Origin of the sequence: Streptomyces sp. NPDC051976 (genome assembly GCF_040680795.1) — a bacterium.
Taxonomy (GTDB): Bacteria; Actinomycetota; Actinomycetes; order Streptomycetales; family Streptomycetaceae; genus Actinacidiphila.
In genome coordinates this window covers 85,439-111,145 of the sequence record NZ_JBFAXL010000022.1, presented here as the reverse complement: position 1 = coordinate 111,145, position 25,707 = coordinate 85,439, and the positions used below count along the sequence as shown (strand labels likewise).

General features: G+C 71.1%; 22 protein-coding genes and 1 pseudogene. 7 read left to right on the top strand and 16 right to left on the bottom strand.

Going from position 1 to position 25,707, the window contains the following annotated elements; translation table 11 throughout:
* Positions 1-12 precede the first annotated feature (12 nt).
* The gene (locus AB0M29_RS22275; RefSeq protein ID WP_365385054.1) at positions 13-1,419 is read right to left on the bottom strand and encodes a pitrilysin family protein; all 1,407 of its coding nucleotides are present in this window, start codon (positions 1,417-1,419) and stop codon (positions 13-15) included.
* 260 nt (positions 1,420-1,679) lie between these two features.
* Here AB0M29_RS22275 and AB0M29_RS22270 point away from each other — a divergent pair, with 260 nt between their 5' ends.
* Positions 1,680-4,124 carry a DNA topoisomerase IV subunit A gene (locus AB0M29_RS22270; protein ID WP_365385052.1) on the top strand — a complete coding sequence of 815 codons (2,445 nt, stop codon included), beginning with the start codon at positions 1,680-1,682 and terminating at the stop codon, positions 4,122-4,124.
* Between the two features lie 290 nt (positions 4,125-4,414).
* Positions 4,415-5,350: a sucrase ferredoxin gene (locus AB0M29_RS22265; protein ID WP_365385050.1), complete on the top strand. Its 936-nt coding sequence runs from the start codon at positions 4,415-4,417 to the stop codon at positions 5,348-5,350.
* 25 nt (positions 5,351-5,375) lie between these two features.
* On the opposite strand, the gene AB0M29_RS22260 is transcribed toward AB0M29_RS22265, so the two are convergent.
* From AB0M29_RS22260 to AB0M29_RS22250, 3 genes are read right to left on the bottom strand one after another with little or no spacing between them, the layout of a single operon-like run.
* A complete protein-coding gene (locus AB0M29_RS22260) occupies positions 5,376-6,407 on the bottom strand; it encodes an ABC transporter substrate-binding protein (RefSeq protein WP_365385048.1) in 1,032 nt (343 codons plus the stop codon).
* 54 nt (positions 6,408-6,461) lie between these two features.
* Entirely contained in the window at positions 6,462-7,430 is a 969-nt protein-coding gene (locus AB0M29_RS22255; RefSeq protein ID WP_365385046.1) for an ABC transporter permease, read from the bottom strand.
* Entirely contained in the window at positions 7,420-8,235 is an 816-nt protein-coding gene (locus AB0M29_RS22250) for an ABC transporter ATP-binding protein (RefSeq protein WP_365385044.1), read from the bottom strand. The genes AB0M29_RS22255 and AB0M29_RS22250 overlap by 11 nt, the downstream gene beginning before the upstream one ends.
* A 220-nt stretch (positions 8,236-8,455) precedes the next feature.
* Between AB0M29_RS22250 and AB0M29_RS22245 the strand changes: the two genes are divergently transcribed.
* Complete coding sequence (locus AB0M29_RS22245) at positions 8,456-10,234, top strand: sensor histidine kinase (RefSeq protein ID WP_365385042.1); 1,779 nt, start codon at positions 8,456-8,458, stop codon at positions 10,232-10,234.
* A complete protein-coding gene (locus AB0M29_RS22240) occupies positions 10,231-10,923 on the top strand; it encodes a response regulator (protein WP_365385040.1) in 693 nt (230 codons plus the stop codon). The genes AB0M29_RS22245 and AB0M29_RS22240 overlap by 4 nt, the downstream gene beginning before the upstream one ends.
* A gap of 36 nt (positions 10,924-10,959) precedes the next feature.
* Here AB0M29_RS22240 and AB0M29_RS22235 read toward each other — a convergent pair whose 3' ends face one another.
* The 7 genes and pseudogenes from AB0M29_RS22235 to AB0M29_RS22205 all read right to left on the bottom strand — a co-directional run bounded on the left by AB0M29_RS22235 (position 10,960) and on the right by AB0M29_RS22205 (position 16,342).
* Positions 10,960-12,654, bottom strand: coding sequence for a cation acetate symporter (locus AB0M29_RS22235; protein ID WP_365385038.1), 1,695 nt, complete (start codon positions 12,652-12,654; stop codon positions 10,960-10,962).
* Entirely contained in the window at positions 12,651-13,118 is a 468-nt protein-coding gene (locus AB0M29_RS22230; RefSeq protein WP_365385036.1) for a DUF485 domain-containing protein, read from the bottom strand. The genes AB0M29_RS22235 and AB0M29_RS22230 overlap by 4 nt, the downstream gene beginning before the upstream one ends.
* Before the next feature lie 95 nt (positions 13,119-13,213).
* Positions 13,214-13,915: a response regulator transcription factor gene (locus tag AB0M29_RS22225; protein ID WP_365385034.1), complete on the bottom strand. Its 702-nt coding sequence runs from the start codon at positions 13,913-13,915 to the stop codon at positions 13,214-13,216.
* Positions 13,912-15,066 carry a histidine kinase gene (locus tag AB0M29_RS22220; protein ID WP_365385033.1) on the bottom strand — a complete coding sequence of 385 codons (1,155 nt, stop codon included), beginning with the start codon at positions 15,064-15,066 and terminating at the stop codon, positions 13,912-13,914. The genes AB0M29_RS22225 and AB0M29_RS22220 overlap by 4 nt, the downstream gene beginning before the upstream one ends.
* Positions 15,063-15,542: a DUF1453 domain-containing protein gene (locus AB0M29_RS22215; protein WP_365385031.1), complete on the bottom strand. Its 480-nt coding sequence runs from the start codon at positions 15,540-15,542 to the stop codon at positions 15,063-15,065. Before AB0M29_RS22215 ends, AB0M29_RS22220 begins: the two co-directional genes overlap by 4 nt.
* A 201-nt stretch (positions 15,543-15,743) precedes the next feature.
* Positions 15,744-15,869: pseudogene (locus AB0M29_RS22210) on the bottom strand (serine dehydratase beta chain); the annotation flags it as partial.
* Between the two features lie 53 nt (positions 15,870-15,922).
* A complete protein-coding gene (locus AB0M29_RS22205; RefSeq protein WP_365385029.1) occupies positions 15,923-16,342 on the bottom strand; it encodes an ATP-binding protein in 420 nt (139 codons plus the stop codon).
* A gap of 207 nt (positions 16,343-16,549) precedes the next feature.
* Between AB0M29_RS22205 and AB0M29_RS22200 the strand changes: the two genes are divergently transcribed.
* Together AB0M29_RS22200 and AB0M29_RS22195 are read left to right on the top strand one after the other, a co-directional pair.
* Positions 16,550-17,512, top strand: a complete 963-nt coding sequence (locus AB0M29_RS22200) for a hypothetical protein (RefSeq protein WP_365385027.1) — start codon at positions 16,550-16,552, stop codon at positions 17,510-17,512.
* Between the two features lie 228 nt (positions 17,513-17,740).
* Entirely contained in the window at positions 17,741-18,160 is a 420-nt protein-coding gene (locus tag AB0M29_RS22195; RefSeq protein ID WP_365385025.1) for a TOBE domain-containing protein, read from the top strand.
* 69 nt (positions 18,161-18,229) lie between these two features.
* On the opposite strand, the gene AB0M29_RS22190 is transcribed toward AB0M29_RS22195, so the two are convergent.
* Both AB0M29_RS22190 and AB0M29_RS22185 read right to left on the bottom strand, forming a co-directional pair.
* Positions 18,230-18,937: a M24 family metallopeptidase gene (locus tag AB0M29_RS22190; protein WP_365385023.1), complete on the bottom strand. Its 708-nt coding sequence runs from the start codon at positions 18,935-18,937 to the stop codon at positions 18,230-18,232.
* A 112-nt stretch (positions 18,938-19,049) separates the two neighbouring features.
* Complete coding sequence (locus AB0M29_RS22185) at positions 19,050-21,170, bottom strand: DNA topoisomerase IV subunit B (RefSeq protein ID WP_365385021.1); 2,121 nt, start codon at positions 21,168-21,170, stop codon at positions 19,050-19,052.
* A 416-nt stretch (positions 21,171-21,586) separates the two neighbouring features.
* Here AB0M29_RS22185 and AB0M29_RS22180 point away from each other — a divergent pair, with 416 nt between their 5' ends.
* The gene (locus AB0M29_RS22180; RefSeq protein ID WP_365385020.1) at positions 21,587-21,817 is read left to right on the top strand and encodes a hypothetical protein; all 231 of its coding nucleotides are present in this window, start codon (positions 21,587-21,589) and stop codon (positions 21,815-21,817) included.
* Positions 21,818-21,898: 81 nt separating this feature from the next.
* Here the strand turns inward: AB0M29_RS22180 and AB0M29_RS22175 are convergent, their stop codons facing one another.
* The 3 genes from AB0M29_RS22175 to AB0M29_RS22165 form a co-directional block, all read right to left on the bottom strand.
* On the bottom strand, positions 21,899-22,759 hold the full coding sequence (locus tag AB0M29_RS22175) for a serine protease (RefSeq protein ID WP_365385018.1): 861 nt from the start codon (positions 22,757-22,759) through the stop codon (positions 21,899-21,901).
* Between the two features lie 175 nt (positions 22,760-22,934).
* Positions 22,935-24,500 carry an RNA polymerase sigma factor gene (locus AB0M29_RS22170; protein ID WP_365385016.1) on the bottom strand — a complete coding sequence of 522 codons (1,566 nt, stop codon included), beginning with the start codon at positions 24,498-24,500 and terminating at the stop codon, positions 22,935-22,937.
* Positions 24,501-24,776: 276 nt separating this feature from the next.
* A complete protein-coding gene (locus AB0M29_RS22165) occupies positions 24,777-25,682 on the bottom strand; it encodes a FadR/GntR family transcriptional regulator (RefSeq protein ID WP_365385014.1) in 906 nt (301 codons plus the stop codon).
* Positions 25,683-25,707: the final 25 nt, after the last annotated feature.

The window sequence follows — 25,707 nt, the reverse complement described above, 5'->3', positions numbered from 1 at the left end:
CGGTGTCGTCGCTCACAGCTCGCCCTCCTGCCCGGTCTGTACGGCCTGGGCGATCTCCGCTGACTGTTCTGGTCCTTCGGCGGCGGCTCCCGCCTCCGGTTCTTCTTCCTCCGCCTGATCGCCGCCCGTGGGCTCGTAGACGAGCACGGCGCGGTTGTCGGGGCGCAGCCGCGCGGCGGCCACGGCCTGGACCTCCGCCGCGGTGACGGTCAGCACCCGGTCCACGGCGGTCAGCGCCAGTTGGGGGTCGCCGTGCAGCACCGCGAAGCGGCACAGCTCGTCGGCCCGGCCGCCCACCGTGGCCAGCCGGTCCAGCCACTCGCGCTCCAACTGCGCCTGGGCGCGCTCCATCTCCTCGGGCGTCGGCCCCTCGGCGGCGAAACGGGCCAGCTCCTCGTCCACCGCGGACTCGATGTCGGCCAGCTCCACACCGCTGGACGCCTTCACGTCCAGCCAGCCCAGCGAGGGCGCGCCGGCCAGCCGCAGCAGGCCGAATCCGGCGGCGACGGCGCTGCGGTCGCGCCGTACCAGCCGGTTGTGCAGCCGCGACGACTCGCCGCCGCCGAGCACCGTCAGCGCCAGGTCGGCGGCGTCGCCCTCACGGGTGCCGTCCGACGGCAGCCGGTACGCCGCCATCAGCGCCCGGGAGGGCACGTCCTCCTCGACGACCTCGCGGACCTGGCCGCCCATCACGTCCGGCAGCGAGCCGTCGCGCGGCTCCGGCTTGCCGTCGTGCGCGGGGATGGTGCCGAAGTACTTGTCGATCCAGGCCAGCGTCCGCTCCGGGTCGATGTCGCCGACCACGGCCAGCACCGCGTTGCCCGGCGCGTAGTAGGTGCGGAAGAAGGCGCGGGCGTCTTCCAGGGAGGCCGCGTCCAGATCCGCCATCGAGCCGATGGGGGTGTGGTGGTAGGGGTGGCCCTCGGGGTAGGCGAGGCCGGTGAGGCGCTCGAAGGCCGTGCCGTAGGGCACGTTGTCGTACCGCTGGCGGCGCTCGTTCTTGACCACGTCGCGCTGGTTGTCCAGGCTCTCCAGGTCGAGCGCGGTCAGCAGGCTGCCCATCCGGTCGGCCTCCAGCCACAGGGCCAGTTCGACCTGGTGGGCGGGCATCGTCTCGAAGTAGTTGGTGCGCTCGAAGCTGGTGGTGCCGTTCAGCGAGCCCCCGGCGGCCTGGACCAGTTCGAAGTGGCCGTTGCCCTGCACACTGGCCGAGCCCTGGAACATCAGGTGCTCGAAGAGGTGGGCGAGACCGGTGCGGCCCTTCACCTCGTGACGGGAACCGACGTCGTACCAGAGGCATACGGACGCGACCGGGGTGAGGTGGTCCTCGGAGAGCACCACCCGCAGGCCGTTCGCCAGGCGGTGCTCGGTGGCTGTCAGGCCGCTGGAGTGTGACTCCGGTGTGGCCGTGTGACCCATGTGCAAGCTGTCCTTCCGGTCGCGTGCGCGGTACTGCGTAGAGTGCTGCCACTCTAGGCAAGCGAGCCGACCGACCGCGAAGTTCCGGGCGACGGCGCGCTCGTGCCGGGTCGTGGTCCGCGTTGTCGGTGGCGCGGTCCACAATGGTCCGCGGCGGTCCCGTACCGTCCACCGGCACGTCGCAGGTCCCGCCGCAGCCGTCCGCGGCGGTCCGCACCACCCGCAAGCCCGCCAGGTCCAGACGAAGGAGCAGCGCCGAGATGGCCCGCCGCACCACGAAGACCCCGCCGCCCGACGATTTCGAGGAGCGCATCCTCGATATCGATGTCGTGGACGAGATGCAGGGCTCCTTCCTCGAGTACGCCTACTCGGTCATCTACTCGCGCGCCCTGCCCGACGCCCGCGACGGCATGAAGCCGGTGCACCGCCGCATCGTCTACCAGATGAACGAGATGGGCCTGCGCCCCGACCGGGGCTTCGTGAAGTGTGCCCGCGTCGTCGGCGAGGTGATGGGCAAGCTGCACCCGCACGGCGACTCCTCGATCTACGACGCCATGGTGCGGATGGCGCAGCCGTTCTCACAGCGGCTACCGCTGGTCGACGGACACGGCAACTTCGGTTCGCTGGACGACCTGCCGGCCGCGATGCGCTACACCGAGGCCCGGATGTCCGGCCCGGCGCAGCTCATGGTGGAGTCGATCGACGAGGACACCGTCGACTTCGCCCCCAACTACGACGGCCAGGAGCAGGAACCCGCCGTTCTGCCCTCCGCCTACCCCAACCTGCTGGTCAACGGCTCGTCCGGGATCGCGGTCGGCATGGCCACCAACATGCCGCCGCACAACCTGGGCGAGGTCATCGCCGCGGCCCGGCACCTGATCCGCTACCCCAACGCGGACCTCGACGCCCTGATGCGCCATGTGCCGGGCCCCGACCTGCCGACCGGCGGCCGGATCATCGGCCTGTCCGGCATCCGCGACGCGTACGAGACGGGCCGCGGCACCTTCAAGATCCGCGCCACCGTGTCCGTCGAGGACGTGACGCCGCGCCGCAAGGGCCTGGTGGTCACCGAACTGCCCTTCACCGTCGGCCCGGAGAAGGTGATCGCGAAGATCAAGGACGCGGTCGGCTCCAAGAAGCTGCAGGGCATCGCCGACGTCAAGGACCTCACCGACCGCGAGCACGGCCTGCGGCTGGTCATCGAGATCAAGAACGGCTTCAACCCCGAGGCCGTGCTGGAGCAGCTCTACAAGCTGACGCCGATGGAGGACTCCTTCGGCATCAACAACGTGGCCCTGGTGGACGGTCAGCCGCTCACCCTCGGCCTCAAGGAGCTGCTGGAGGTCTATGTCGACCACCGCTTCGAGGTCGTCAGGCGGCGCAGCGAGTACCGCCGCACCAAGCGCCGCGACCGGCTGCACCTGGTGGACGGCCTGCTGGTGGCGCTCGTCGACATCGACGAGGTCATCGCCATCATCCGGGCCAGTGACAACGCGGCGGCGGCCAAGACCGGCCTGATGGAGCGCTTCGGGCTGTCCGAGATCCAGACGCAGTACATCCTGGACACCCCGCTGCGGCGGCTGACCCGCTTCGACCGGATCGAGCTGGAGTCCGAGCGCGACCGGCTCGACGCGGAGATCGCCGAGCTGACCCGGATCCTGGAGTCCGACGCCGAGCTGCGCAAGATGGTCTCGGCCGAACTGGCCGCGGTCGCCAAGCAGTACGGCACCGAGCGGCGCACGGTCCTGCTGGAGTCGGCGGGCGCGCCGGTCTCCGCGGTGCCGCTGGAAGTGGCCGACGACCCGTGCCGGGTGCTGCTCTCCTCGACCGGCCTGCTGGCCCGTACCGTCAACGGCGCGGACTTCACCGACGGCGGCGGCAAGCGTGCCCGGCACGACGTGATCGTCTCCGCGGTGCCGACCACCGCGCGGGCGGACGTGGGCGCGGTGACGTCGGCGGGCCGGCTGCTGCGGCTGACCGTCATCGACCTGCCGATGCTGCCGGACACCGCGGGCACCCCGTCGCTGGCCGGCGGCGCCGCGCTGTCGGAGTTCCTGTCGCTGGAGGACGGCGAGCAGGTGCTCTGCCTCACCACGCTCGACGAGTCCTCGCCGGGTCTCGCGCTCGGCACCGAGCAGGGCGTGGTCAAGCGCGTCGTGCCCGACTACCCGGCGAACAAGGACGACCTGGAGGTCATCGGCCTCAAGGACGGCGACCGGGTGGTCGGCGCGGTCGAGCTGCGCACCGGCGAGGAGGACCTGGTCTTCATCACCGACGACGCCCAGCTGCTGCGCTACCCCGCCTCCCAGGTCCGCCCGCAGGGCCGCCCGGCGGGCGGCATGGCGGGCATCAAGCTGGCCGACGGCGCGAAGGTGATCTCCTTCACCGCGGTCGACCCGGCGGTCGACGCGGTGGTCTTCACCGTCGCCCGCTCCGAGGGCACGCTGGACGACGCGGCCGAGGGCACCGCCAAGCTCACCCCGTTCGAGCAGTACCCCCGCAAGGGCCGTGCCACCGGCGGTGTCCGCTGCCAGCGGTTCCTGCGCGGCGAGACCGGCCTGCTGCTCGCCTGGGCGGGCCCCGCGCCCGCCCGCGCGGCCACCGCGACCGGCACCCCCGCCGAGCTTCCGCCGAAGGACCCGCGCCGTGACGGCTCGGGTGTCCCGCTGGCGAAGCAGGTGGCGGTGGTCGCGGGCCCGGTGTAGGGCCTTTCCGGCGGATCATGGGCGGCCCAGGCGGTGTCTGGGGGCACCCCCGGACGGAGTCTGGGGGAGCGTGCGACCGCAAGGCTCCCCCAGCTAACGCTGGGAGGTGCCCCCAAGTGTCCTCATGGCGGAGCTATTTGGGCATTTCGGCAACGCGGCGGCGGGGGCACCCCCGGACGGAGTCTGGGGGAGCGTGCCAGACACCGAAGGGGCCGTTCGTGATCCGCCGGACAGGCCCTAGGGCGGCCTGGGCGCGGGACGACGCCGCCGGGCCCGTTAGGCTCGGGCGGGTGATGACCTGTACCACGGCGTCGGTGGAGTGTGGGGAGACCGTGGCCGCCACGGCCGCGGTCGCCCGGACCTGGCTGTTCGTCGAGCAGCCGGGGCCCTGGGGCGCCAAGGCGCTGACGGGCAGCCGGCTGGAGCACGCGGTGGGGCGGGAGTTGGAGCGGCTCGCCGAAGGCACCGGGGTGCGGGTCGGGCTGATCCGGCGGCCGGGAAGGCACGCCGACCTGCACCGGCCGACACGGCACCGGGTGTACGCGGCGCACACCGCGCCCGGCGCCGACTGGATCCGTACCGCCGAGACCGGCGACCCGGCGGAGCTGACGGCGCTGGACTTCGCGGCGCTGGGCGCGGGCGCGCACGGCGGGTTCGGGAGCGCGTACGACGGGCCGCCGCTGGCGCTGGTGTGCACCAACGGCACCCGGGACCGCTGCTGCGCCGTGCTCGGGCGGCCGCTGGCCCAGGAGTTGGCCGCCTCGGGCGGCAGCGAGGTGTGGGAGACGACGCATCTGGGCGGCCACCGTTTCGCGCCGACCATGCTCGTACTCCCCTACGGCTACACGTACGGCCGGGTCGACTCCCATCTCGCCAAGGGCGTGCTGGAGGCGGCGCGGGACGGGCGGATGGTGCTGGACGGCTGCCGCGGGCGGTCGACCTGGGAGCGGCCGGGGCAGGCCGCGGAGCTGGTGGTCCGCGCGCTGACCGGTGAGGACCGGGCGGGCGCGGTCGCGGTGACCCGGACCGAGGGCGCGGCGCCGTCCTGGACGGTACGGGTGGGGCACCTCGACGGCCGCGAGTGGGAGGTGGCCGTGGCGCAGGCCGCCTCGCTGCCGCCGCGCCCGGAGAGCTGCGGAGCGGCCCTCGGCACACCCGCCCGGATGGAGATCACGCGCTTCACGGAGGTCGCGTGGGCCCGGGGGGCGGACGAGGGCCGCCACTGAGTGGGGGCCCGTCAGGAGCCGGGCGTCAGGACGCCTTCTTCACGAACTCCGTGGTGTAGGTCTTGTTCAGGTCGACCGTGGCGTGCTGCAGGTTCGGGTTGAACGCCTTGAGCACGTTCAGTACGGTCTGCGGCCCGTCGGCGGGCATCACGCCGTCGGTGGTGAACATCGGCAGCGTGCTCTTGATCGACTGGGCGTAGAGGTCGGCGCCGCCCTGTGCGTAGTCCGCGGGCATCTTGGCCGCGATCTCCTGCGGGCTGTGCGTGGACATCCACTTGAGCGTCTTGACGAAGGCGTTGGCGAGCTTCTGCACCGTCTCCTTGTGGCCGTTCACCCAGTCGGTGTTCAGGTAGAGGCTGGAGGACGGGTAGAGGCCGCCGAGCGCGGCCTTGGAGCCCTCGGGGGTGCGCATGTCGTAGAGCACCTTGCCGATGCCCTTGTCGATGATCTGCGCGACCGTCGGGTCGGTGGTCATGCCGCCGTGGATCGCGCCCTGCTTGAGCGCCGAGATGAAGGTCTGGCCCGCGCCGACGGCCACCGGGGTGAAGTCGCTGGTCTTCAGGCCGTTGTTGACCGCCAGGTACTTGGTCAGGAAGTCGGTGGAGGAGCCGAGGCCGGTCACCCCGAGCTTCTTGCCCTTGAAGTCCTTGGCGGAGGCGATGTCGCCCGCGGCGTCGTTGGAGACCACCTCGACCTCGCCGGGCGCCTGTGCGAGCTGCACGACCGACTCGATCTGCTTGCCCTTGGTCTGCAGGTCGAGCGTGTGGTCGTAGAAGCCGACGACGCCCTGGACGTCACCGGAGACCAGCGAGGTCGTGGCCTGCACACCGGCGGGCTCGGTCAGCAGCGTCACGTCCAGGCCCTCGGCCTTGAAGTAGCCCAGCCGCTGGGTGAGCATCGCGGGCATGTAGATGACCTTGTCGAGGCCGCCCACCATGATCTTGACCTTGCCGTCGTCCTTGCCGGAGGCGGACGCGCCGCCGCCGCAGGCGGTGAGGGTGGTGAGGGCGAGCGCCCCGGCGACCACGACCGCCGGGATTCTGGCAATGCTGCGCATGTGGGTGTCCTTCGGAAGAGGAGGGAGGGGTGGGGCGGGAGATGAGGCCGGGACTCAGCGGGTCTCGGCCGAGTCGGCGGGCTTCCAGCGGAAGATCCGCTTCTCCAGGAAGGTGAGCAGCCCCTCGGCGAGCAGGGCGACCACCGCGAGGATCACCATGGCCGCGTAGACACCGGCCGCGTTGAAGGTGCCCTGGGAGGCGGAGACCAGCAGCCCGAGGCCCTTGGTGGCGCCGATGTACTCGCCGACGATCGCGCCGATCAGCGCGAAGCCGAAGCTGACGTGCAGGCTGGTGAAGATCCACGAGGTGGCCGACGGGATGACGACCTGGGCGGTCACCTGGCGGTTGCTCGCGCCGAGGATGCGGGCGTTGGCGACCAGGTTGCGGTCCACCTCACGGGCGCCCTGGAAGGCGTTGAAGAAGACCGGGAAGAAGACCAGCACCACGGCCGAGGCGACCTTGGACGCGGGGCCGAGGCCGAACCAGATCAGGAAGATCGGCGCCAGCACGATCCGCGGCAGCGCGTTGAGCACCTTGACGTAGGGGCCGAAGACATCGGCGAGGAAGCGCACCCGGCCGAGCACGATGCCCAGCAGCACACCGGCGAGAACGCCGATGATCCAGCCGAACAGGGCCTCGTAGAGCGTGTACCAGATCTGCTCCCACAGGGAGCCCTGCGCGGTGCCGTGCTGTGCCCACTCCCTGATCTGGTCCCAGATCTTGGTCGGCATGGAGAAGTTGAACGGGTCGATGACGCCGGTGCGGGCGAACCACTCCCACAGGCCGAGCACCGCGACCAGCACCAGCAGGCGGCTGGCGTACACCAGCACCTTGCGCTGGCGGGCGGCGCGGGCGCGCTCCTTGGTACGGCCGCCGGGGACGGGAAGCGGGGCGTCGGCGGGGCGCGCGGAGGCGGTGGTGCCGGGCCGGGTGGTGCCGGGCTCGGTGGTGCCGGGCTTGCTCGCGCCGGGTGCGGTGGTGCCGGGTGTGGTGGTGCCGGGTGTGGTGGTCTCAGGCGGCATTGCCGGTTCCCCTCTCGCGGGTGATGCGGACCTCTTCGCCGAGGGAGGACCAGATCTCCCGGTAGATCTCCACGAAGCGCGGCTCCAGCCGTACCTCCTCGACCTTGCGCGGGCGCGGCAGGTCGATGGTGAAGACCTCCTTGACGGTGGCCGGTCCCGCGGTCATGACCACGACCTTGTCGGCCAGCGCGATGGACTCCTCCAGGTCGTGCGTCACGAAGACGACGGAGGAGCCGGTACCGGCCCACAGCTCCAGGAGCTGGTCGGACATCAGCGCCCTGGTCTGCACGTCGAGCGCCGAGAAGGGCTCGTCCATCAGCAGGATGTCGGGGTCGTTGACGAAGGTCGCGGCGAGCGCGACGCGCTTGCGCTGGCCGCCGGAGAGCTGGTGCGGGTAGCGGTCCTCGAAGGCGGACAGGCCCACCCGGGCCAGCCACTCGCGGGCCCGCTCCCTGGCGTCCGCCATGGGGACGCCGCGGAAGCGCGGGCCCGCCATGACGTTGGACAGCACGGTCCGCCACGGGAAGACGGCGTCCTGCTGGAAGACGAAGCCGACGTCGGCGCCGATGCCCCTGACCGGCTCCCCGGCCACCAGCACCTCGCCCTCGGTCGGCTCCTCCAGGCCGCTGACCAGCGTCAGCGTCGTGGACTTGCCGCAGCCCGTCGGTCCGACGACCGCGACGAACTCGCCGCGCTCCACGGTCAGGTCAAGATCCCTCACGGCGGTGTGCAGTGCGCCGGACGGTGTCCTGAACGCCTTGCTCGCCCCCCGCAGCTCGATGGCGGGGCTCGTTTCGCTGCTCATGGCGGGGGACGTTAGGAGCGGTCGGCGGTCCCGCGGCAGTCTTGTGGGCGCAAGGCGCCTTCTGCGCACAAGCCGGGCTTCTGCTCGTTTTGCCCGCCGCCGCACAACGAAAGCGAAACGGACCCTGGGCATCCGGCCCGGCGGCGATTACGTTGCGTTGACAACCGGGGGACGACAACGACGCCGGCGCCGGACCGGGCGCGTACCGAGGGAGCCCTCCATGCGGATCAAGTGGCCGCGCCGCGTGTCCGCGCAGGTCCTGCTGATGCAGGTCGCGATCACTGCCGGAGTCACGGTGCTGGCCACCGCGCTCTTCCTGGCGCCGCTGAGCAAGCAGCTCGACGACCAGGCGATGCGCAGGGCGCTGTCGATCGCGCAGACCGTGGCGGCGGACCCGCGGATCGCCGACGACCTGCTGACCTCCCGGCCCACGCCGGACGGGCCCGTGCAGGCCGCCGCCGAGCAGGTCCGGCTGGCCACCGGCGCCGAGTACGTCGTGGTGATGGACCTGCACGGCACCCGTTACTCGCACACCGAGCCCGCCAGGATCGGCGAGCATGTCTCCACCGACCCCAGCGCGCCGCTGGGCGGCGAGGAGATCCGGCAGATCGACAGCGGCACGCTGGGCCGCAGCGCCCGCGGCAAGGTGCCGCTGCGCGACCGTGACGGCCGGATCGTGGGCGCCGTCTCGGTCGGCATCGCCTACACCGACGTCCGTGGCTGGTTGTTCAGCGCGGTCCCCGGTCTGCTGCTGTACGCGGGCGCCGCGCTCGCGGTGGGCGTGGTGGCGGCGTTCGGCGTCTCGCGGCGGCTGCAGCGGCGCACCCACGGGCTGGCCTTCGGCGACATCTCCGCGCTGCTGGACGAGCGCGAGGCGATGCTGCACGGCATCCGCGAGGGTGTGGTGGCACTCGACCGGCAGGGGCTGATCCGGCTGGTCAACGACGAGGCGCAGCGGCTGCTCGGCCTCGGCGGCGACGCCATTGGGCTGCCGCTGGACGAGGTGCTGCCACCGGGCAGGACCACGGACGTGCTGGCCGGGCGGGTCGAGGGCGCGGACCTGCTGACCGTCAGCGGCGGCCGGGTGCTGGTCGCCAACCGGATGCCGACCGGCGACGGCGGCGCCGTGGTCACCCTGCGCGACCGTACCGAGCTGGAACTGCTCGGCCGCGAACTCGACTCCACCCACGGTCTGCTCGACGCCCTGCGCGCCCAGGACCACGAGCACGCCAACCGGCTGCACACCCTGCTCGGGATGCTGGAACTGGGGCTGCACGACGAGGCGGTGGGCTTCGTGGCGGAGGTCGCCGACACCCACCGGGCGTCGGCGGAGGAGATCGCGGACCGGGTGCGCGACCCGCTGCTGTCGGCCCTGCTGGTCGGCAAGGCCGCCATCGCCGCGGAGCGCGGGGTCAGCCTGCGGATCTCGCCGAACACCCTGCTGCCCGACCGGGTGGTCGACCCGCGCGACCTGGTGACCGTCCTCGGCAACCTCCTCGACAACGCGCTGGACGCGGCGGCGGCGCGGGGTACGGCCGAGCCGTTCGTCGAGGTCGAGCTGCGCGCGGAGGACGGCGGCGCGGCGGGCTGGCGTACGGCGGACGGCGCGGGCGAACGCGCCGCGGAGCGCGGCACCACCGTGCTGCTGCGGGTCAGCGACACCGGTCCCGGGGTGCCGCCGGAGATGCGCGACCAGATCTTCACCGAGGGCTGGTCCACCAAGGAGCCGCCGCCGCACCGGGGACGCGGTCTCGGTCTCGCGCTGGTACGGCGGCTCGCGGAACGGTACGGCGGGCTCGCCCGCGTCACGGCGCGGGCGGGTGGCGGCGCGGTGTTCACCGTGGTGCTGCCCGAGGCACTGGCGGCCCGCGAACTGGCAGGAGCGGGGGCGGGGGCGCGGGCCGGGGCGCGTTCAGGCGTGGTCACGGGTGTCGATACGGGGACGGCGGCGGGTGTTCCCGCCGGGTCCGGGGCGGGAAGGACAGGGGTGTCGCGATGATCGACGTGCTGGTGGTCGACGACGATTTCCGCGTCGCCGAGATCAACTCGGCGTATGTGGGCAAGGTGCCGGGCTTCCGGGTGGCCGGGCGTGCCCACACCGCCGCCCACGCGCTGGCGGTGCTGGAGCGCACCCCGGTCGACCTGGTGCTGCTCGACCACTATCTGCCGGACGAGACCGGGCTCACTCTGGTGCGCAGGATGCGGCAGCACGGGCACCACGCCGACGTGATCATGGTGACGGCGGCGCGCGATGTCTCCACCGTGCAGGCGGCGATGCGGCTGGGCGCGCTGCAGTACCTGGTCAAGCCGTTCAGCTTCGCGGGGCTGCGGGCCAAGCTCGACGGCTACGCCACGCTGCGCCGCACCCTGGACGGGGTCGGCGGCGCCGGCGAGGCCGGGCAGGAGCAGGTCGACCGGATCTTCGGCGCCCTGCGCACCGCGGGTGCGGCCTCCGCCGAACTGCCCAAGGGCCACTCCGCGCCGACCGCCGACCTCATCCGCCGCGTCCTGCACGAGTCGGGCCGCCCGCTGTCCGCGCAGGAGGTCGCCGAACGCGCCGGGCTCAGCCGCTCCACCGCCCAGCGCTATCTGAAGTACCTGGAGCAGGCGGGCCGCCTCAGCCTGACCCTCAAGTACGGCGACACCGGCCGCCCCGAGCATCTCTACGCCTGGGCGCGGACGGCGTGACGGGCGTATCGGCCGGGTGCGCGCGGCGCCGGTGCCTCACACCGCTCCGGCGCCGGTGAGCGCCCGCACCTCCGTCTGCGCGAACCTGCCCTCGTCCGCCTTCTCCGGCGACAGCACGGTGCCGAGCCAGCCCGCCAGGAACCCGAGCGGGATCGAGACCAGCCCGGGGTTCTCCAGCGGGAAGAAGTGGAAGTCCACGCCGGGGAAGAGCGCTTCGGGGCTGCCGGAGATGACCGGCGACAGCAGCACGAGCAGCAGCGCCGGTACGAGGCCGCCGTAGATCGCCCAGACCGCGCCCCGGGTGGTGAACCGGTGCCAGAACAGCGAGTACAGCAGCGCGGGCAGATTGGCCGACGCGGCGACGGCGAAGGCCAGCCCGACGAGGAAGGCGATGTTCTGGCCCTGCGCGAACAGGCTCAGCCCGATCGCCACCGCGCCGATGCCCACCGCGGCCAGCCGTGCCACCCGTACCTCGTCCTGCTCCATCTCCCCTTCCGTCTCGCTCGGTTGGGCGTCCGCCCCTGCCTCTGCCCGCCTGCCGTGCCGTCCCTGCGGGGCGGGGCGGCGCAGCGTGGCGTAGAGGTCATGGGCGACGGAGGCGGAGGACGCCAGGGTGATGCCCGCGACCACGGCCAGGATCGTCGCGAAGGCCACCGCCCCGACGACGGCGAAGAGCACGGTGCCGCCCGTCGTACCCGCCCCGCCGCCCAGGATCTCGGCCAGCAGCGGCACCGCGGTGTTGCCCGCCGCGTTCGACGCCCGGACGGTGTCGCTGCCAACGACGGCCGCCGCGCCGAACCCGAGCACGATCGTCATCAGGTAGAAGGACCCGATCAGCGCGATCGCCCAGATCACCGAGCGGCGGGCGGAACGCGCCGTCGGCACCGTGTAGAAGCGCGACAGGATGTGCGGCAGCCCGGCGGTGCCGAGCACCAGCGCCAGACCGAGGCTGATGAAGTCCAGCCGTGAGGTCCAACTGCCGCCGTACTTCAGCCCGGGCGAGAGGAACGCGTCACCGTGCCCGCTGCCCGCCGCCGCCGACCGCAGCAGATCGTCGGGATTGCCGTGGAAGCGCACCAGGACCATCACGGTCAGCGTGATCGCGCCGCCGATCAGCAGCACCGTCTTGACGATCTGGATCCAGGTGGTGGCCCGCATCCCGCCGAAGGACACGTAGAACACCATCAGTGCCCCGACGCCCACCACCGTCCAGGTGCGGGCGGCGGCGCTCTGCCCGCCGAGCAGCAGCCCGACCAGGCTGCCCGCGCCGACCATCTGCGCCACCAGGTAGAGGATCGAGACCACCACCGACGAGGTCCCGGCCGCGATCCGCACCGGCCGCTGCCTCATCCGGGCGGACAGCACGTCGGCCAGCGTGTACCGACCGCAGTTGCGCACCAGTTCGGCGACCAGCATGAGCACCACCAGCCACGCGACCAGGAAGCCCACGGAGTACAGCAGGCCGTCGTAGCCGAAGAGCGCGATCAGCCCGGAGATGCCGAGGAAGGACGCCGCGGACATGTAGTCGCCCGCGATCGCGAACCCGTTCTCCAGCGGCGAGAACAGCCGTCCCCCGGCGAAGAACTCCACCGACGAACTGCGCCGCCGCCCCGCCCACGCGGTGATCGCCAGCGTCACCGAGACGAAGAGCGTGAACAGCACGATCGCCAGCCCCTGGTGCTCGCCGGCTCCCTGCGCCAGCACCACCGCGCCGAATGGCCGCCCGGTCACCGCACCCGCTCCTGTCCGGTCCTGGTGGCCAGCGTCCACCGCAGGTCCAGCGCCGCCCGGTCCCGCCGCAGCCGCGCGTGCCGTGCGTAGGCCCAGGTCAGCAGGAAGGTCGACGCGAACTGCGCCAGTCCCGCGACCATCGCCACATTCAGCTCACCGGTCACCCGACGGGCCATCAGCGCCGGGGCCGAGATGGCCGCCACCACATAGAGCAGGTACCAGCCGAGGAACCCGGCCACGACCGGGAGGACGAACCTCCGGTAGCTCTCCCGCACTTCCTGGAACGCCGCACTGCGCTGCACCTCCAGGTACACCGCCGACCGGTCGTCCGGCTCCACGTCCGCGGCCGTCCGCGCCATGACGGGAGCCGCCTGATCCGGGACCCAGAGACCCGCACCTGCCGCGTCCTGCCACGGGTCGTCCACCCGCAGCACCCCGGGGTCGCCCCCGTCGTGCTCGTCCACCCGAACTCTCCTCATTCCACAGGCCGATCGGCCGTGCGCCCAAGCATGGACAGAATAGGAAGATCCAGGTCCAACAAACCAAACCGTTCACTCCATCAGGTGATGCCGTGCCTATATGCATATCCGACCGCCTGTGCTCGGTCCCGCACCCCGGTCTTGGCGAAGAGGTTGTTGATGTGCGTCTTCACCGTGGCCATGCTCACCTGGAGCCGCGCCGCGATCTCGCTGTTGGACAGTCCGTCGGCCACCAGCGCCAGCACCTCCGCCTCCCGCGCTGTCAGCCCGTCCGGCAGCGTCCGGCCGCGCCGCACTCCGCCGCTCCCCCTGGCCGCCTCGGCATCGGCGTCCGCCTCGGCCCCGGCCGCCGGCTGCGGTTCCGACCGCGACAGCGCCTCCAGCACCCGGCTCTGCACCGCCGGCGACAGCCCCGCCCCGCCCGCGGTCACATCGGCGATGGCCCGTGCGATCTCCTCCCCTCCCGCGTCCTTGGTCAGATATCCCCGCGCCCCGGCCCGCAGCGCCGGGAACAGCGAGTCGTCGTCCCCGAAGGTGGTCAGCACCACCACCTGCGTCCCCGGGAACCGCGCGCGGATCCTGCGCGTGGCCTCCACCCCGTCGACCCGCGGCATCCGCAGGTCCATCAGCACCACCTCCGGCCGGTGCTCGTCCACCAGCCGCACCGCCTCCTCCCCGTCGGCCGCCGCCCCCACCACCTCGATGTCGGGCAGCAGCCCCAGCAGCATCACGATCCCTTCGCGCACCACCGTCTGGTCGTCCGCGACCACCACCCGCGTCACGCGGGCACCCGCAAGCGCACCACGAAGCCCTCCTCGGCCGGTCCGGCGTCCAGCGCGCCGCCCAGCAGCTCGGCCCGCTCCCGCATCCCCCGAAGACCGTAGCCCGACCCGGACGCCCCCAGAGAGTTATCCACAGGCGCCCGGCCGCCGAAGTCCCGGAACTCCAGCTCCACCTCGTCCGGGCGGTACTCCAGCCGCAGTGCCACCCGCGCCCCCGGCGCGTGCTTGCGCACATTGGTCATCGCCTCCTGCGCCACCCGCCGCACCGCCAGCCCGGCCTCCGCGGGCAGACCGCGCGACTCCCCCGCCACCTCCAGCCGGGCGCCCTCGGAGGCCACCAGCTCCCGCAGGAAGTCCTCCACCGGGGCCATGTCACCCCGCAGCGCGGAGAGCGCCTGCCGGGTCTCCGCCAGCCCCTCGCGCGCCATCCTGCGGGCCGCGATCACCCGCTCCAGGACCACCTCGGGCTCCGCGCCGCGCTCGATCAGCAACCGTGTCGCCTCCAGGTGGACGGTCTGCGCCGACAGGCTGTGCGCGAGCACGTCGTGGATCTCCCGGGCGATCCTGGCCCGCTCGGTCAGCGCCGCCGTCTCCGCCTCCGCCTTCCGCGCCGCACGCTCCTGCTCCAGCAGCCGATGAGTGGTGCCCCGCGCCTCGGCGTCCAGCCGTACCGTGTAGCCCGCGAGCGCCAGCCCGAACGAGGTCAGGGTGGCGACCAGCGCGTTGTCGCCGCTGCCCAGCAACCCGAACTGGGTCAGCGCGATCCCCGCCAGCGGAACCCCCGCGGCCAGTGGCAGCCGCTCGATGACCAGCACCGCGGTGCCGCACCACAGGAAGCTCGCCGCGAGCGAGGCGCCCAGCGCGTGGGCGAGGGTGCCACCGCCGATCAGCAGCACCGCGACGCCGACCCCGGGCCACAGCAGGTGCCGCAGGGTGAGCCGGAAGAAGGCCCACACGGCGGCGAACGCCACCAGCACCCCGACCACCGCACCGGCGGTCTGCCAGGCGTCCAGGTCGGCCTTCGTGGCGACGCTCCACACCGCGCCGACCACGAACACCAGCCGCAGCGCACGGCCGATACCCTTCCGGGCCAGCGGCCGCCCCACCCGGGAGAGTGCCTCCCGGGACGGCCAGGTCGTCCAGCTGCTCATGAGACCGTACGGTACGTCGGCTCCGTGTGCGTGGCCCGCCACATGAGCACCCCGGCGCGTACCAGCAGGGTGGCACCCACCGCGAGCAGTATGGATCCGGTGTGCTGGTGCACGCCCACTGCCGCCGCGACGCCGTAGAGGGCCATGCGTATCGCTATGCCCAGCACCCACACCACGATCGTGGCCCGGGTGCCCTGGGACCACACCGTGCCGTCGGCCTCGGTCCACATCCGGGTGGTGGTCGCCCAGACCACACCCATCGCCGCTCCCACGACCAGCTCCGCGGCGAGCAGCCCCACCGCCAGTTCCTGGTGGGCGGGGTCGATCAGGCCGCCGTCCCGCACGCCCAGCACGACGAGGACCGCCGGGATGAGCCACCACCGCCCTCCAGCCGCGACCTGGCGGGGACGGAGCTGGCGGGCGATCACCACTCCAATGACCGCGACGATCACCAGGGCATTGACCAGACCGGACATGACGGACGCCTCCGAGACGCGATGCGACGATTCCCAACACCGTCGAATCTACGGAAACGCCCAGGTCAGCGGATCAAGCCCCGGGTGGAGTCCCAGGTGGAAATCCCCTCTCCACCCCCAGGTGGAGGTGCCACCGCCGGGTGCGCGCGGCCCGTCGACCTACCGACGCCAGCCGACGGGTGTGCGGCCGCCCGGGATGACGTGGGCGAGAAAACCCTTGTCCCGTAGCAACCACACGAAGGGCTTCGCCGCACGCATCGGGCCCACCGTATGCGAACTCGACGGCCCGATACCGACGGAGAAGAGGTCGAACACGCTGACGGCCAAGGAGAGTTCCACGATCGACGAGGCGAGAAAAGCGGCACTGCACGCGGAAGGAGTCACCGCCCGCGCAGCACGGCCCAGCACCTCTTGCCGCGCGGATAGCGTTCACAGCCGTGGCTGTAGGCCACCGCTTTCACCACGGCCAGACCCCGCTTGCTTTCGTCGTCGGGGCCGGGCACCGACTCCACCGGCATATCCCGGTGCGCGTCGAAGACCTCCACGATGAAAAGGTCGTTGTCGCGCTGCACCGCGACGCTCAGCGGCCCGCTGCCGTGGACGATCGCGTTGGAAAGCAATTCGGAGAGCACCAACTGGATGTCGTACGACAGATCCTCCCGCTCCGATATCCCCCATTCGGCGAGCACCTCCCTGACTCGCCGCCGCGCCCCTTCGACCGCCTCCCGCGCGACCGGCACCCGAAAGCGCACAGTGGCCTCGCGCGCGGTGGATTCTCTCAACGGGAGCATGGTGGGCATGGACGCCTCTTCACTGGCAGTCGCGTGAGTGCTGAGCCGATCGCGGGAGGACAGCGGCAGAATTCTTTGACCTTCTCCTCACTCTGACAAGGGTGTTCGGCCGGGCAGTATTTAACAGAACTCCGCACAACTGTTACGGACACACCGCCGTACCGCTGATGGCCCGGTAGGGTGGCTGGGACCATGCACGCAGCTCAGGGAGGCCGCATGGTCGACCAGCAGGGCCGCGGCCCGGCGCCGGGCTCCCAAGGCGCAGAGGGCGCGAAGGTGGCCGCACCGGGCCCGTCCTCGGCGTTCGCGACGGCCCTGCGTGAGGCACTGGACCGGCGCGGGCTGACGCTGCAGCGCCTGCACGCCCACCTGGCCGCACGCGGCGTCGAGATCAGCCCTGTCACTCTCAGCCACTGGCAGCGCGGCCGCAGCCAGCCGGAGCGCGCGCAGTCCCTGCGAGCGGTCAGCGAGATCGAGGCCATCGCGTCGCTGCCCGCGGGCGCGCTGCGCGACTTGCTGGGCCCGCGGCGCCCGCGTGGCCGGATGCTGTCGCCCCCGGCCGATCCCGAGACCGCCATGCGGCGGGTGTACGACGCCGGTTCAGCGGTCGAGCGGCTGCTGGGCGCCGAGTTCACGCACTTCAACGAGGACACCGTGCCGCTGACGGTGTACGAGTCCGTCCGCCTCGACCGGCACGGTTGCGTCGCCAGCCTGTCGGTGAGCCAGGTGGTGTGCTCGGTGAAGGACGGCGCCGACCGGCTGACGGTCTATCACGCCATCGACGATCCGCAGACTCCCTCCGTGGAGATGGCGGCGCGCTGCGGCACCATCCTCAGCCGGCGCTTCGAGCCCGAACTCCAGTCGGTCGTCGCCGAGATCGGCTTCGGGCGCCCCCTGGCACGGGGCGAGACGGCGGTCGTCGACTACACCTTCGACATCGGCGACCGCAGAATCCCGTCGCAGTACCACGAGCGGGTCTTCCGCGTCAGCCCCCGCCAGTACCTCCTGCATGTCTACTTCCACCGCGAGGCGCTCCCTCGCCACGCCTACGCCTACTACCGCGAGCGGACCACCGAGAAGCGGCTCGACCTGCGCCCGCTGCTCCTCGACTCCTCGCACACGGCGCACCTGCTGACCACACGCTGCTCCGTCGGCGTCCACGGGATGGGCTGGGAGTAGCCGCGACCCTTTGCGGACTGGTCGTACTCCGGCCGGTGGGTCACCGGGCCGGCAGCCAAGTGCGCCGGGTTGACGGGCTTCGCTGATTTGCCAGGCTCTGGCGAAGTCTCAGGTGGCGGATGCGACCGAGTCCGGAACGGGCGGCGTCGCACCGGATAGCTTAAGGACTCAGAGGCGACACAAAGTGTGCAAATCCGGCCCTATCCCCCTTCCGTGAGGCGGCCCGTCATGAGCTTGAGCATCCGCAACCAGATTCCCGGCACCATCACCGCCGTCACCGCTGGTGAGGCGATGGCGACGGTGAAGGTACGCCTCGGCAGCGGCCAGCACCTCACCGCGGCGATCACGGTGGACGCCGTCAAGGACCTGGGGCTCGCTGAGGGCTCCGCCGTGCGCGCCATGGTGAAGTCCACCGAGGTCGCGCTCGCCACCGCCCGCGTGGAGGGGCTGTCCATCCGCAACCAGCTGTCTGGCACGGTCAGCGACGTCGCCACCGGCGGAGCCATGGCCAGCGTCAAGGTGCGGGTGGACGACGGCGAACTGACCGCGGCGGTCACCAAGGACGCGGTCACCGACCTCGGTCTGGCGGCCGGTTCGCCGGTGGTGGCGCTCATCAAGGCGACCGAGGTGTCCCTCGCGACCGTGTGAAGGGCTGCGGACAGGCGTTGATGGGCTACGCGTGCTGAGCCGTCCGCCCGCCCGCACGGGGCGGAGGGCTCAGGCGAGGTCGAGCAGTTGCTCGTAGAACCCGCCGAAGCCCCGGTCGCGATCGACGAAGTGGAGTTCCAGGATCCAGTGGCACGTCCGCCCGGTGCGGTCGGTGCGGCGCAGTGGGGTGGCGTTCTCGGGGGTGATGTACGACTCGGCCTTGGCGCCGTCGTTCGTCTCGTGGGGGAACTCGCCGACGAGGTGGCCGGCGTGCCAGATGCCGAGTTCCCAGCCCGCCTCCGCGGCCAGCCGCGCTACCTCCGCGTGCAGCTCGCGTCCGGTGATGCCGGGGGCGGCGGCGAAGAAGGCCCGCCCTGCGTCGAAGATCCGCGGCAGGTCCGCGAGCAGACGGTGCTTGTCGGGGTCCTCGCCGAAGACGTAGGTGCGGCCGAAGTCCGCCTCGTACTCCTCGAAGATCGGGCCGAAGTCCGCGAACGCCACGTCGTCGGCACCGATGACGCGGTCCGGGGGATTGTCGCGGTACGGCGCCAGGGTGTTCGGGCCGGAGCGGATGATCCGCTTGTGCCAGTGCTTGGTGGTGCCGAACATCTCGTTGGCCAGGTCCCGGATCAGGTCACTGACCTCCCGCTCACCACGGCCGGGCGCCACCAGACCCCGCGCCTCCACCTCCGCGAACAGCGCGATGGCCTTCTCCTGCGCCTCGACCAGCCCCTGCACTCGCCGGGCCTCCACCGCATCCGTCGTCCCCGCCGTCACGAAGACCTCCCCTCGTCCGTGGCGGGAGCGCGGCCCGGTGTGGCCCCGCCCCCGAACCCCAGCATCTCACTTACGCCTACAGGTACTTCAGAGGGTCCGCCTCCCCCGCAGGTCAGACGTCGATCCGCGCCCGGTCCAGGGTGGCGGCGGAGTTGGTGATGAACTCCTTGCGGGGCGCGACCTCGTTGCCCATCAGGAGGTCGAAGACCTGCTCCGCGGCTTCCAGGTCGCTGATGTTGATGCGGCGCAGGGTGCGGTGGCGCGGGTCCATGGTGGTTTCGGCGAGCTGGTTGGCGTCCATCTCTCCGAGGCCCTTGTAGCGCTGGATGCTGTCCTTGTAGCGGACGTTGCGGCGCTGGAGGTCCAGGAGGGTCTGGCGCAGTTCGTTGTCGGAGTAGGTGTAGAGGTACTTGTCCTGGCCCTTCTTGGGCTGGACGAGTTCGATGCGGTGCAGGGGCGGAACGGCGGAGAAGACGCGGCCCTCCTCGACCATCGGCCGCATATAGCGCTGGAAAAGGGTCAGCAGCAGGATGCGGATGTGGGCGCCGTCGACATCGGCGTCCGCGAGGAAGATGACCTTGCCGTAGCGCGCCTGGTCGATGTCGAAGGTCCTGCCGGACCCGGCTCCTATGACCTGGATGATCGCGCCGCACTCCGCGTTCTTGAGCATGTCGGAGACGGACGACTTCTGGACGTTGAGGATCTTGCCGCGGATCGGCAGCAGCGCCTGGAACTCGGAGTTGCGGGCCAGTTTGGCGGTACCGAGCGCCGAGTCGCCCTCGACGATGAAGAGTTCGCTGCGGTCGACGTCGTCACTGCGGCAGTCGGCGAGCTTGGCGGGCAGGGAGGACGTCTCCAGGGCGGTCTTCCTGCGCTGCGCCTCTTTGTGCTGCCGTGCCGCGATACGCGTCCTGGCGGCCGCTACGGCCTTCTCCAGCACCGCGCGCGCCTGCGCCTTGGTGTCGCGCTTGGTGGAGGTCAGGAACTCCTTCAGCTCCTTGGCCACCACGGCCGCCACGATCCTGTTGGCAGCCGAGGTGCCGAGCACCTCCTTGGTCTGGCCCTCGAACTGCGGCTCGGCGAGCCGGACGGTCACCACCGCCGTGAGGCCCTCCATGGCGTCGTCCTTGACGATGTCGTCCTCGGCGACGCGCAGCAGCTTCGCGGAACGCAGCACCTCGTTCACCGTCTTGGTGACGGAGCGCTCGAAACCCGTCACATGGGTGCCGCCCTTGGGAGTGGCGATGATGTTGACGAAGGACTTCGCGGTCGTCTCGTAGCCCGTGCCCCAGCGCAGCGCGATGTCGACGCCCAGCTCGCGGGTGACCTCGGTGGGCGTCATGTGGCCGCGGTCGTCCAGGACGGGGACGGTCTCCTTGAAGGTGCCGCTGCCGGTGAGCCGCTGGATGTCGCAGATCGGCTTGTCGGGGGCGAGGAACTCGCAGAACTCGCTGATGCCGCCGTCGAAGTGGAAGACCTCCTCGACCGGCTTGTCCTCCTCGATGCCGCGCTCGTCGCGCACCACGATGGTCAGGCCGGGCACCAGGAAGGCGGTCTGCCGGGCGCGCTGGTGGAGGTTGTCGAGGGAGAGCTTGGCGTCCTTGAGGAAGATCTGCCGGTCGGCCCAGTAGCGCACCCGGGTGCCGGTCCGGTTCTTCGGGACCTTCTTGGCCTTGCTGAGCCCGCTCGCCGGGTCGAAGGGGGCGTCGGCGCCGGATTCGGTGAAGATCCCGGGCACACCGCGCCGGAAGCTGATCGCGTGGGTGTGGCCGCCGCGGTCGACCTCGACGTCGAGCCGGGCGGAGAGCGCGTTCACCACGGAGGCGCCGACGCCGTGCAGACCGCCGGAGGCCGCATAGGAGCCGCCGCCGAACTTCCCGCCCGCGTGCAGCTTGGTCATGACGACCTCGACGCCGGACAGCCCGGTCTTGGGCTCGACGTCGACGGGGATGCCGCGGCCGTTGTCCCGGACCTCCACGGAGGAGTCCTCGCGCAGGATGACCTCGATACGGTCGCAGTGGCCGCCCAGGGCCTCGTCGACCGAGTTGTCGATGATCTCCCAGACGCAGTGCATCAGGCCGCGGCTGTCCGTGGAGCCGATGTACATGCCGGGCCGCTTGCGGACCGCTTCGAGCCCTTCGAGGACGAGCAGGTGCCGCGCGGTGTAGTTGGAGCCGTCGCGATCTGCGCCCGCCAGCAGCGCAGTGGACGGCACGGATGTTTCGGCGGTCACGCGGGCAGCTCCTCGATCAAGATGTTCTGAAGTTATTCAGCCGTGTCGGTGAGAGGGTACCGAGACCGGGCGGGGAGGCAGCGCCGCGACCCGGTATCCGGGCACCAGACTAGCCCCCGATCGAGCGTACGTTCGATAACCCGCGCGAGTGATACACATGTCACGTTCCCAAAGAGGCATGAACCATTTAGGCTCCGGGCACGTCCTCTGCAACAACCGGCAAGCCAGCCGGGAGCAGAACCGGACAACAGCACCAAACGCGACATCTGACGCAAATGACTCCTATTCGCCGCCAATCGGTAACATCCAGTCACTTCACGGCCGGTTTTGAAGGAAAAGCCGAGAGCGGGAACGTTTTCGGCCTGGTTGGATGTTGACCCTGGTACGACAGCTCGTCGAGCTAGAGAAGAGGCGACGTGACTACTGTTCTGACCCCCGCGAGTCCGCTGACAGCGGCAGACCGCTGCGACCGTTGCGGCGCTCAGGCATACCTGCGCGTTGTCCTCATCAGCGGTGGTGAGCTGCTCTTCTGCGGACACCATGGTCGTAAGTTCGAGCCGGAGCTCAAGAAGATCGCTGCGGAAATACAGGACGAGACCGGACGACTCACCGACTCCCCGGCGCCGGCGGGAGACGACGAGCGCTGACACATCGCACCAGCGACGAGTTCGAGCCGCGGGCGGACAGACCCCTCCAGGGGGTGTCCGCCCGCAGTCTTTGCGAAATCGTCACATATGGGCGGTGACCAGCGCTGCCACCGCTGAGACACGCGTATAGACGCCCGGATAGGCCGCCAGCGCGCAGCCGCTGCCCCAGGAGACCAGGCCCACCAGCCGGCCCGCGACGACAAGCGGGCCGCCGCTGTCGCCCTGGCAGGCGTCCCTGCCGCCACCCGAGGCACCCGCGCACATCATGGTCGCGGGCACATAGGTCCCGTCGGAACTGCCCGGGTACGCCCGCTCGCACACCGTGTCCGCGAAGACGGTGACCTGGGCGGACCGCAACGTGTTGGAGTACGTGCCCTGCCCCGTGGTGTCACCCCACCCGTAGACGCTGGCCACGGTCCCCGCCTTGTACGCGGCGGTGTCCGAGGAGTCGGCCATCGTGAGGAACGACGTGCCCGGCAGCGCCCGGCTGAGGGTGAGCACGGCCACGTCGCCGGAGTTGGTCGCGGGGTCGAAGGCCGGGTTGACCCACGCCGCGCTCAGCGGGATCTCCTCGCCACTGGTGCCGCTCAGATCGGTACGCCCGGCGATCACCCGCAGGTCGGGCAGCTGACTCCAGTCACTCACCCCCAGCGCCTCACGGCCCATGCAGTGCGCGGCGGTGACCACCGTCCGTGGTGCGACGGCCACGGCGCCGCAGAACTGCCCCGAGCGGCTCGGGCCGAAGCGCGAGCGGCTTGCCAGCGCGACCACCCATGGCTGCTGAGCGGTGGTGGTGGGAGAGCCGCCGATCACGACTCCGTTCGCGGCGGCCGGAGTGGCGGGCGCGGCCAGCGGAACCACCAGACCTGGCAGCAGGGCCGCCACACCGGCGATCAGCGTGCGGCCACGACCACGTATCACGGCACTGACGGAGAAACGCATACAGCCTCCTGACACAGTGAAACTCTCTGGACACCCAGAGTGATCCACCGCATCCGAGGCCGCATCCGCAGAGAACCTGTGGAGCGGGCGCGGGGATTCCACGCACGAGACGCCCGGACGGTCGCTGCCGTCCGGGCGTCAGGTGAGCCGATCCGGCCGTCGGCCGGTACGACTGTCAGTCGAGGTAGTCGCGCAGGACCTGCGAGCGCGAGGGGTGGCGCAGCTTGGACATGGTCTTCGACTCGATCTGCCGGATCCGCTCACGGGTGACCCCGTAGACCTTGCCGATCTCGTCCAGCGTCTTCGGCTGGCCGTCGGTGAGGCCGAAGCGCATCGACACCACGCCCGCCTCACGCTCGGAGAGGGTGTCGAGCACGGAGTGGAGCTGCTCCTGCAGAAGCGTGAAGCTGACCGCGTCGGCCGGGACGACCGCCTCGGAGTCCTCAATCAGGTCGCCGAACTCGCTGTCGCCGTCCTCACCCAGCGGGGTGTGCAGCGAGATGGGCTCGCGGCCGTACTTCTGTACCTCGATGACCTTCTCGGGGGTCATGTCGAGTTCCTTGGCCAGCTCCTCCGGGGTGGGCTCGCGGCCCAGGTCCTGGAGCATCTGGCGCTGGACACGGGCCAGCTTGTTGATGACCTCGACCATGTGCACCGGGATACGGATGGTGCGGGCCTGGTCGGCCATGGCGCGGGTGATCGCCTGCCGGATCCACCAGGTGGCGTAGGTGGAGAACTTGAAGCCCTTGGTGTAGTCGAACTTCTCGACCGCGCGGATCAGGCCCAGGTTGCCTTCCTGGATCAGGTCCAGGAAGAGCATGCCGCGGCCGGTGTAGCGCTTGGCCAGCGAGACCACGAGGCGGAGGTTGGCCTCCAGCAGGTGGTTCTTGGCCCAGCGGCCGTCCTCGGCGATGATCTCCAGCTCGCGCTTGAGCTTGGGGGCGAGCTTGTCGGCCGCCGCCAGCTTGTCCTCGGCGAAGAGGCCGGCCTCGATGCGCTTGGCCAGCTCCACCTCCTGCTCGGCGTTGAGCAGCGGGACCTTGCCGATCTGCTTGAGGTAGTCCTTGACCGGGTCGGCGGTGGCACCGGCGACGGCGACCTGCTGCGCGGGCGCGTCGTCCTCGTCGTCGTCGGAGAGCACGAAGCTCTCGGACTCGGCCTTCTCGCCCTCGTCCTCGCCGCCCTTGCCGGGTACGACGTCCTCGGCCGACTCCTCCGGCTCGACCGCGTCGTCCTCGCCCGGGGCGGAGGTCTTCTTGGCCGCGGTCTTCTTCGCCGGCGCCTTCTTGGCCACCGTCTTCTTGGCGGCGGTCTTCTTCGCGGGCGCCTTCTTGGCTGGGGTTTCCGCCTCCACCGATGGCTCCACCGTGGTCTCGGCCTCGGTCACCGCCTCGGGGGCAGCGGCCTTGGGCGCTACGGTCTTCTTGGCAGGGGCCGCCTTGGAGGCGACCGTCTTGGTGGCAGTACGTTTCGCCGGGCTCTTGGCTGCGACGCTCTTACGGGTGCGCTTGGGCGCCTCAGCGGCAGTCACCATCAGCGTCACACCCTCCTCGTCGAGGACCTGGTTGAGGCTGCGCAGAACGTTCTTCCACTGGGTTGCCGGAATCTGGTCCGCTTCGAACGCCCGACGGACATCGTCGCCGGCGATCTGCCCCTGGGCCTTACCCTGCTCGATGAGTGCCATCAGAGACTCGGACTCGGCGATCTCGGACGGGAGCGTACGGGATGTGCTGGCCGACACGAACAACCTCTCGGAACGATGGGAACGACTCGGTGGAACCGGACAGCGACTCAGCGTCGGAGTCGGCGCTGAATATTCCTTCTGCGGCTGCCACCTCTTAAGTCATCGCGCTGCTTCGCCCAGCGTTACGCCCAGCTTACGTGGCCCGAGTCACACCCCAAATCGTGCGTATCGTCGTGAACCGAACAATCTGCTCGCAGGGGCCCGCGCCGGCCGCTCGCATGGGACCGCCGCCGGCCCCGGTCCTACGGGGCCTGCGGCGGGCGGGCGGCGCGGTCAGTGCTCGCGCGGAGCAGGGACGACGTGGTCGGCGGGCGTGGACGCGGGGTGCTCGGGGAGCACGGTCAGAAGCTGGCGCATCGCCGCCTCGGCCGTACCGCCGTCGCTCTCGGCCAGCGCCTCGACGATCCGCTGGTGCAGGCCCACCGAGGTGTCCCCGGGACGCTCGCAGCCGATGACGGGGCCACCGGAGACGTGCAGCGCCGAGGAGACGATCCCCGACAGGTGCTCCAGCATCCGGTTGCCCGCGACCTGGAGCAGCAGGGTGTGGAACTCGACGTCCGCGCGGGAGAAGGTGAGCGCGTCACCCTGGGCCGCGGCGTGCGCCATGATCTCCGCCATGTCGGCGAGGCGCTGCTGGACGTCCTCGCGGCCGTGGCCGGCGGCGAGCCGGGCGGCCAGCGGTTCGATGGTCCAGCGCAGCTCAAGCAGCTCGCGGCGCTGGTCGTCGCGCTGCGGGCCGAAGGCGCGCCACTCGATGATGTCGGGGTCGAGCAGGTTCCAGTCGCTGACCGGGCGGACCCGGGTGCCCACGTTGGGGCGGGCGCTGACCAGGCCCTTGGCCTCCAGCACGCGGAGCGACTCGCGCACCACGGTGCGGGAGACCTCGAAGCGCTGGCCGATCTCCTCGGGCACCAGGGGGCGGTCGGCGCCGAGATCGCCGGAGACGATCATCTGGCCGAGCTGTTGGACGAGTTGGCCGTGCAGCCCCCGGCCCCGGCTGCCGCCTGCGCGGCGGCCCATCCGGCTCATGTCCGGCTCCATGCCCTCCCAGGACGTCAGTCCGGGACGGTCGGTACCGGGGGCTTCGGCATACGAATAGCGATCCAGCTCGCCCGGACCGGCGATGCCGGAGTCGGCGGATCGAGCCGCGGTCATCATGGTGTGCGCAAGGGTACTCACGCATCCTTTGTCGGCGATGCCGATG

Coding starts and splice junctions, on each gene's coding strand:
- AB0M29_RS22195 (WP_365385025.1), top strand. CDS start 17,741: ATGAGCTTGAGCATCCGCAACCAGATTCCCGGCACCATCACCGCCGTC.
- AB0M29_RS22215 (WP_365385031.1), bottom strand. CDS start 15,542: ATGTCCGGTCTGGTCAATGCCCTGGTGATCGTCGCGGTCATTGGAGTG.
- AB0M29_RS22205 (WP_365385029.1), bottom strand. CDS start 16,342: ATGCCCACCATGCTCCCGTTGAGAGAATCCACCGCGCGCGAGGCCACT.
- AB0M29_RS22175 (WP_365385018.1), bottom strand. CDS start 22,759: ATGCGTTTCTCCGTCAGTGCCGTGATACGTGGTCGTGGCCGCACGCTG.
- AB0M29_RS22250 (WP_365385044.1), bottom strand. CDS start 8,235: ATGAGCAGCGAAACGAGCCCCGCCATCGAGCTGCGGGGGGCGAGCAAG.
- AB0M29_RS22200 (WP_365385027.1), top strand. CDS start 16,550: ATGGTCGACCAGCAGGGCCGCGGCCCGGCGCCGGGCTCCCAAGGCGCA.
- AB0M29_RS22275 (WP_365385054.1), bottom strand. CDS start 1,419: ATGGGTCACACGGCCACACCGGAGTCACACTCCAGCGGCCTGACAGCC.
- AB0M29_RS22220 (WP_365385033.1), bottom strand. CDS start 15,066: ATGAGCAGCTGGACGACCTGGCCGTCCCGGGAGGCACTCTCCCGGGTG.
- AB0M29_RS22245 (WP_365385042.1), top strand. CDS start 8,456: ATGCGGATCAAGTGGCCGCGCCGCGTGTCCGCGCAGGTCCTGCTGATG.
- AB0M29_RS22240 (WP_365385040.1), top strand. CDS start 10,231: ATGATCGACGTGCTGGTGGTCGACGACGATTTCCGCGTCGCCGAGATC.
- AB0M29_RS22255 (WP_365385046.1), bottom strand. CDS start 7,430: ATGCCGCCTGAGACCACCACACCCGGCACCACCACACCCGGCACCACC.
- AB0M29_RS22260 (WP_365385048.1), bottom strand. CDS start 6,407: ATGCGCAGCATTGCCAGAATCCCGGCGGTCGTGGTCGCCGGGGCGCTC.
- AB0M29_RS22270 (WP_365385052.1), top strand. CDS start 1,680: ATGGCCCGCCGCACCACGAAGACCCCGCCGCCCGACGATTTCGAGGAG.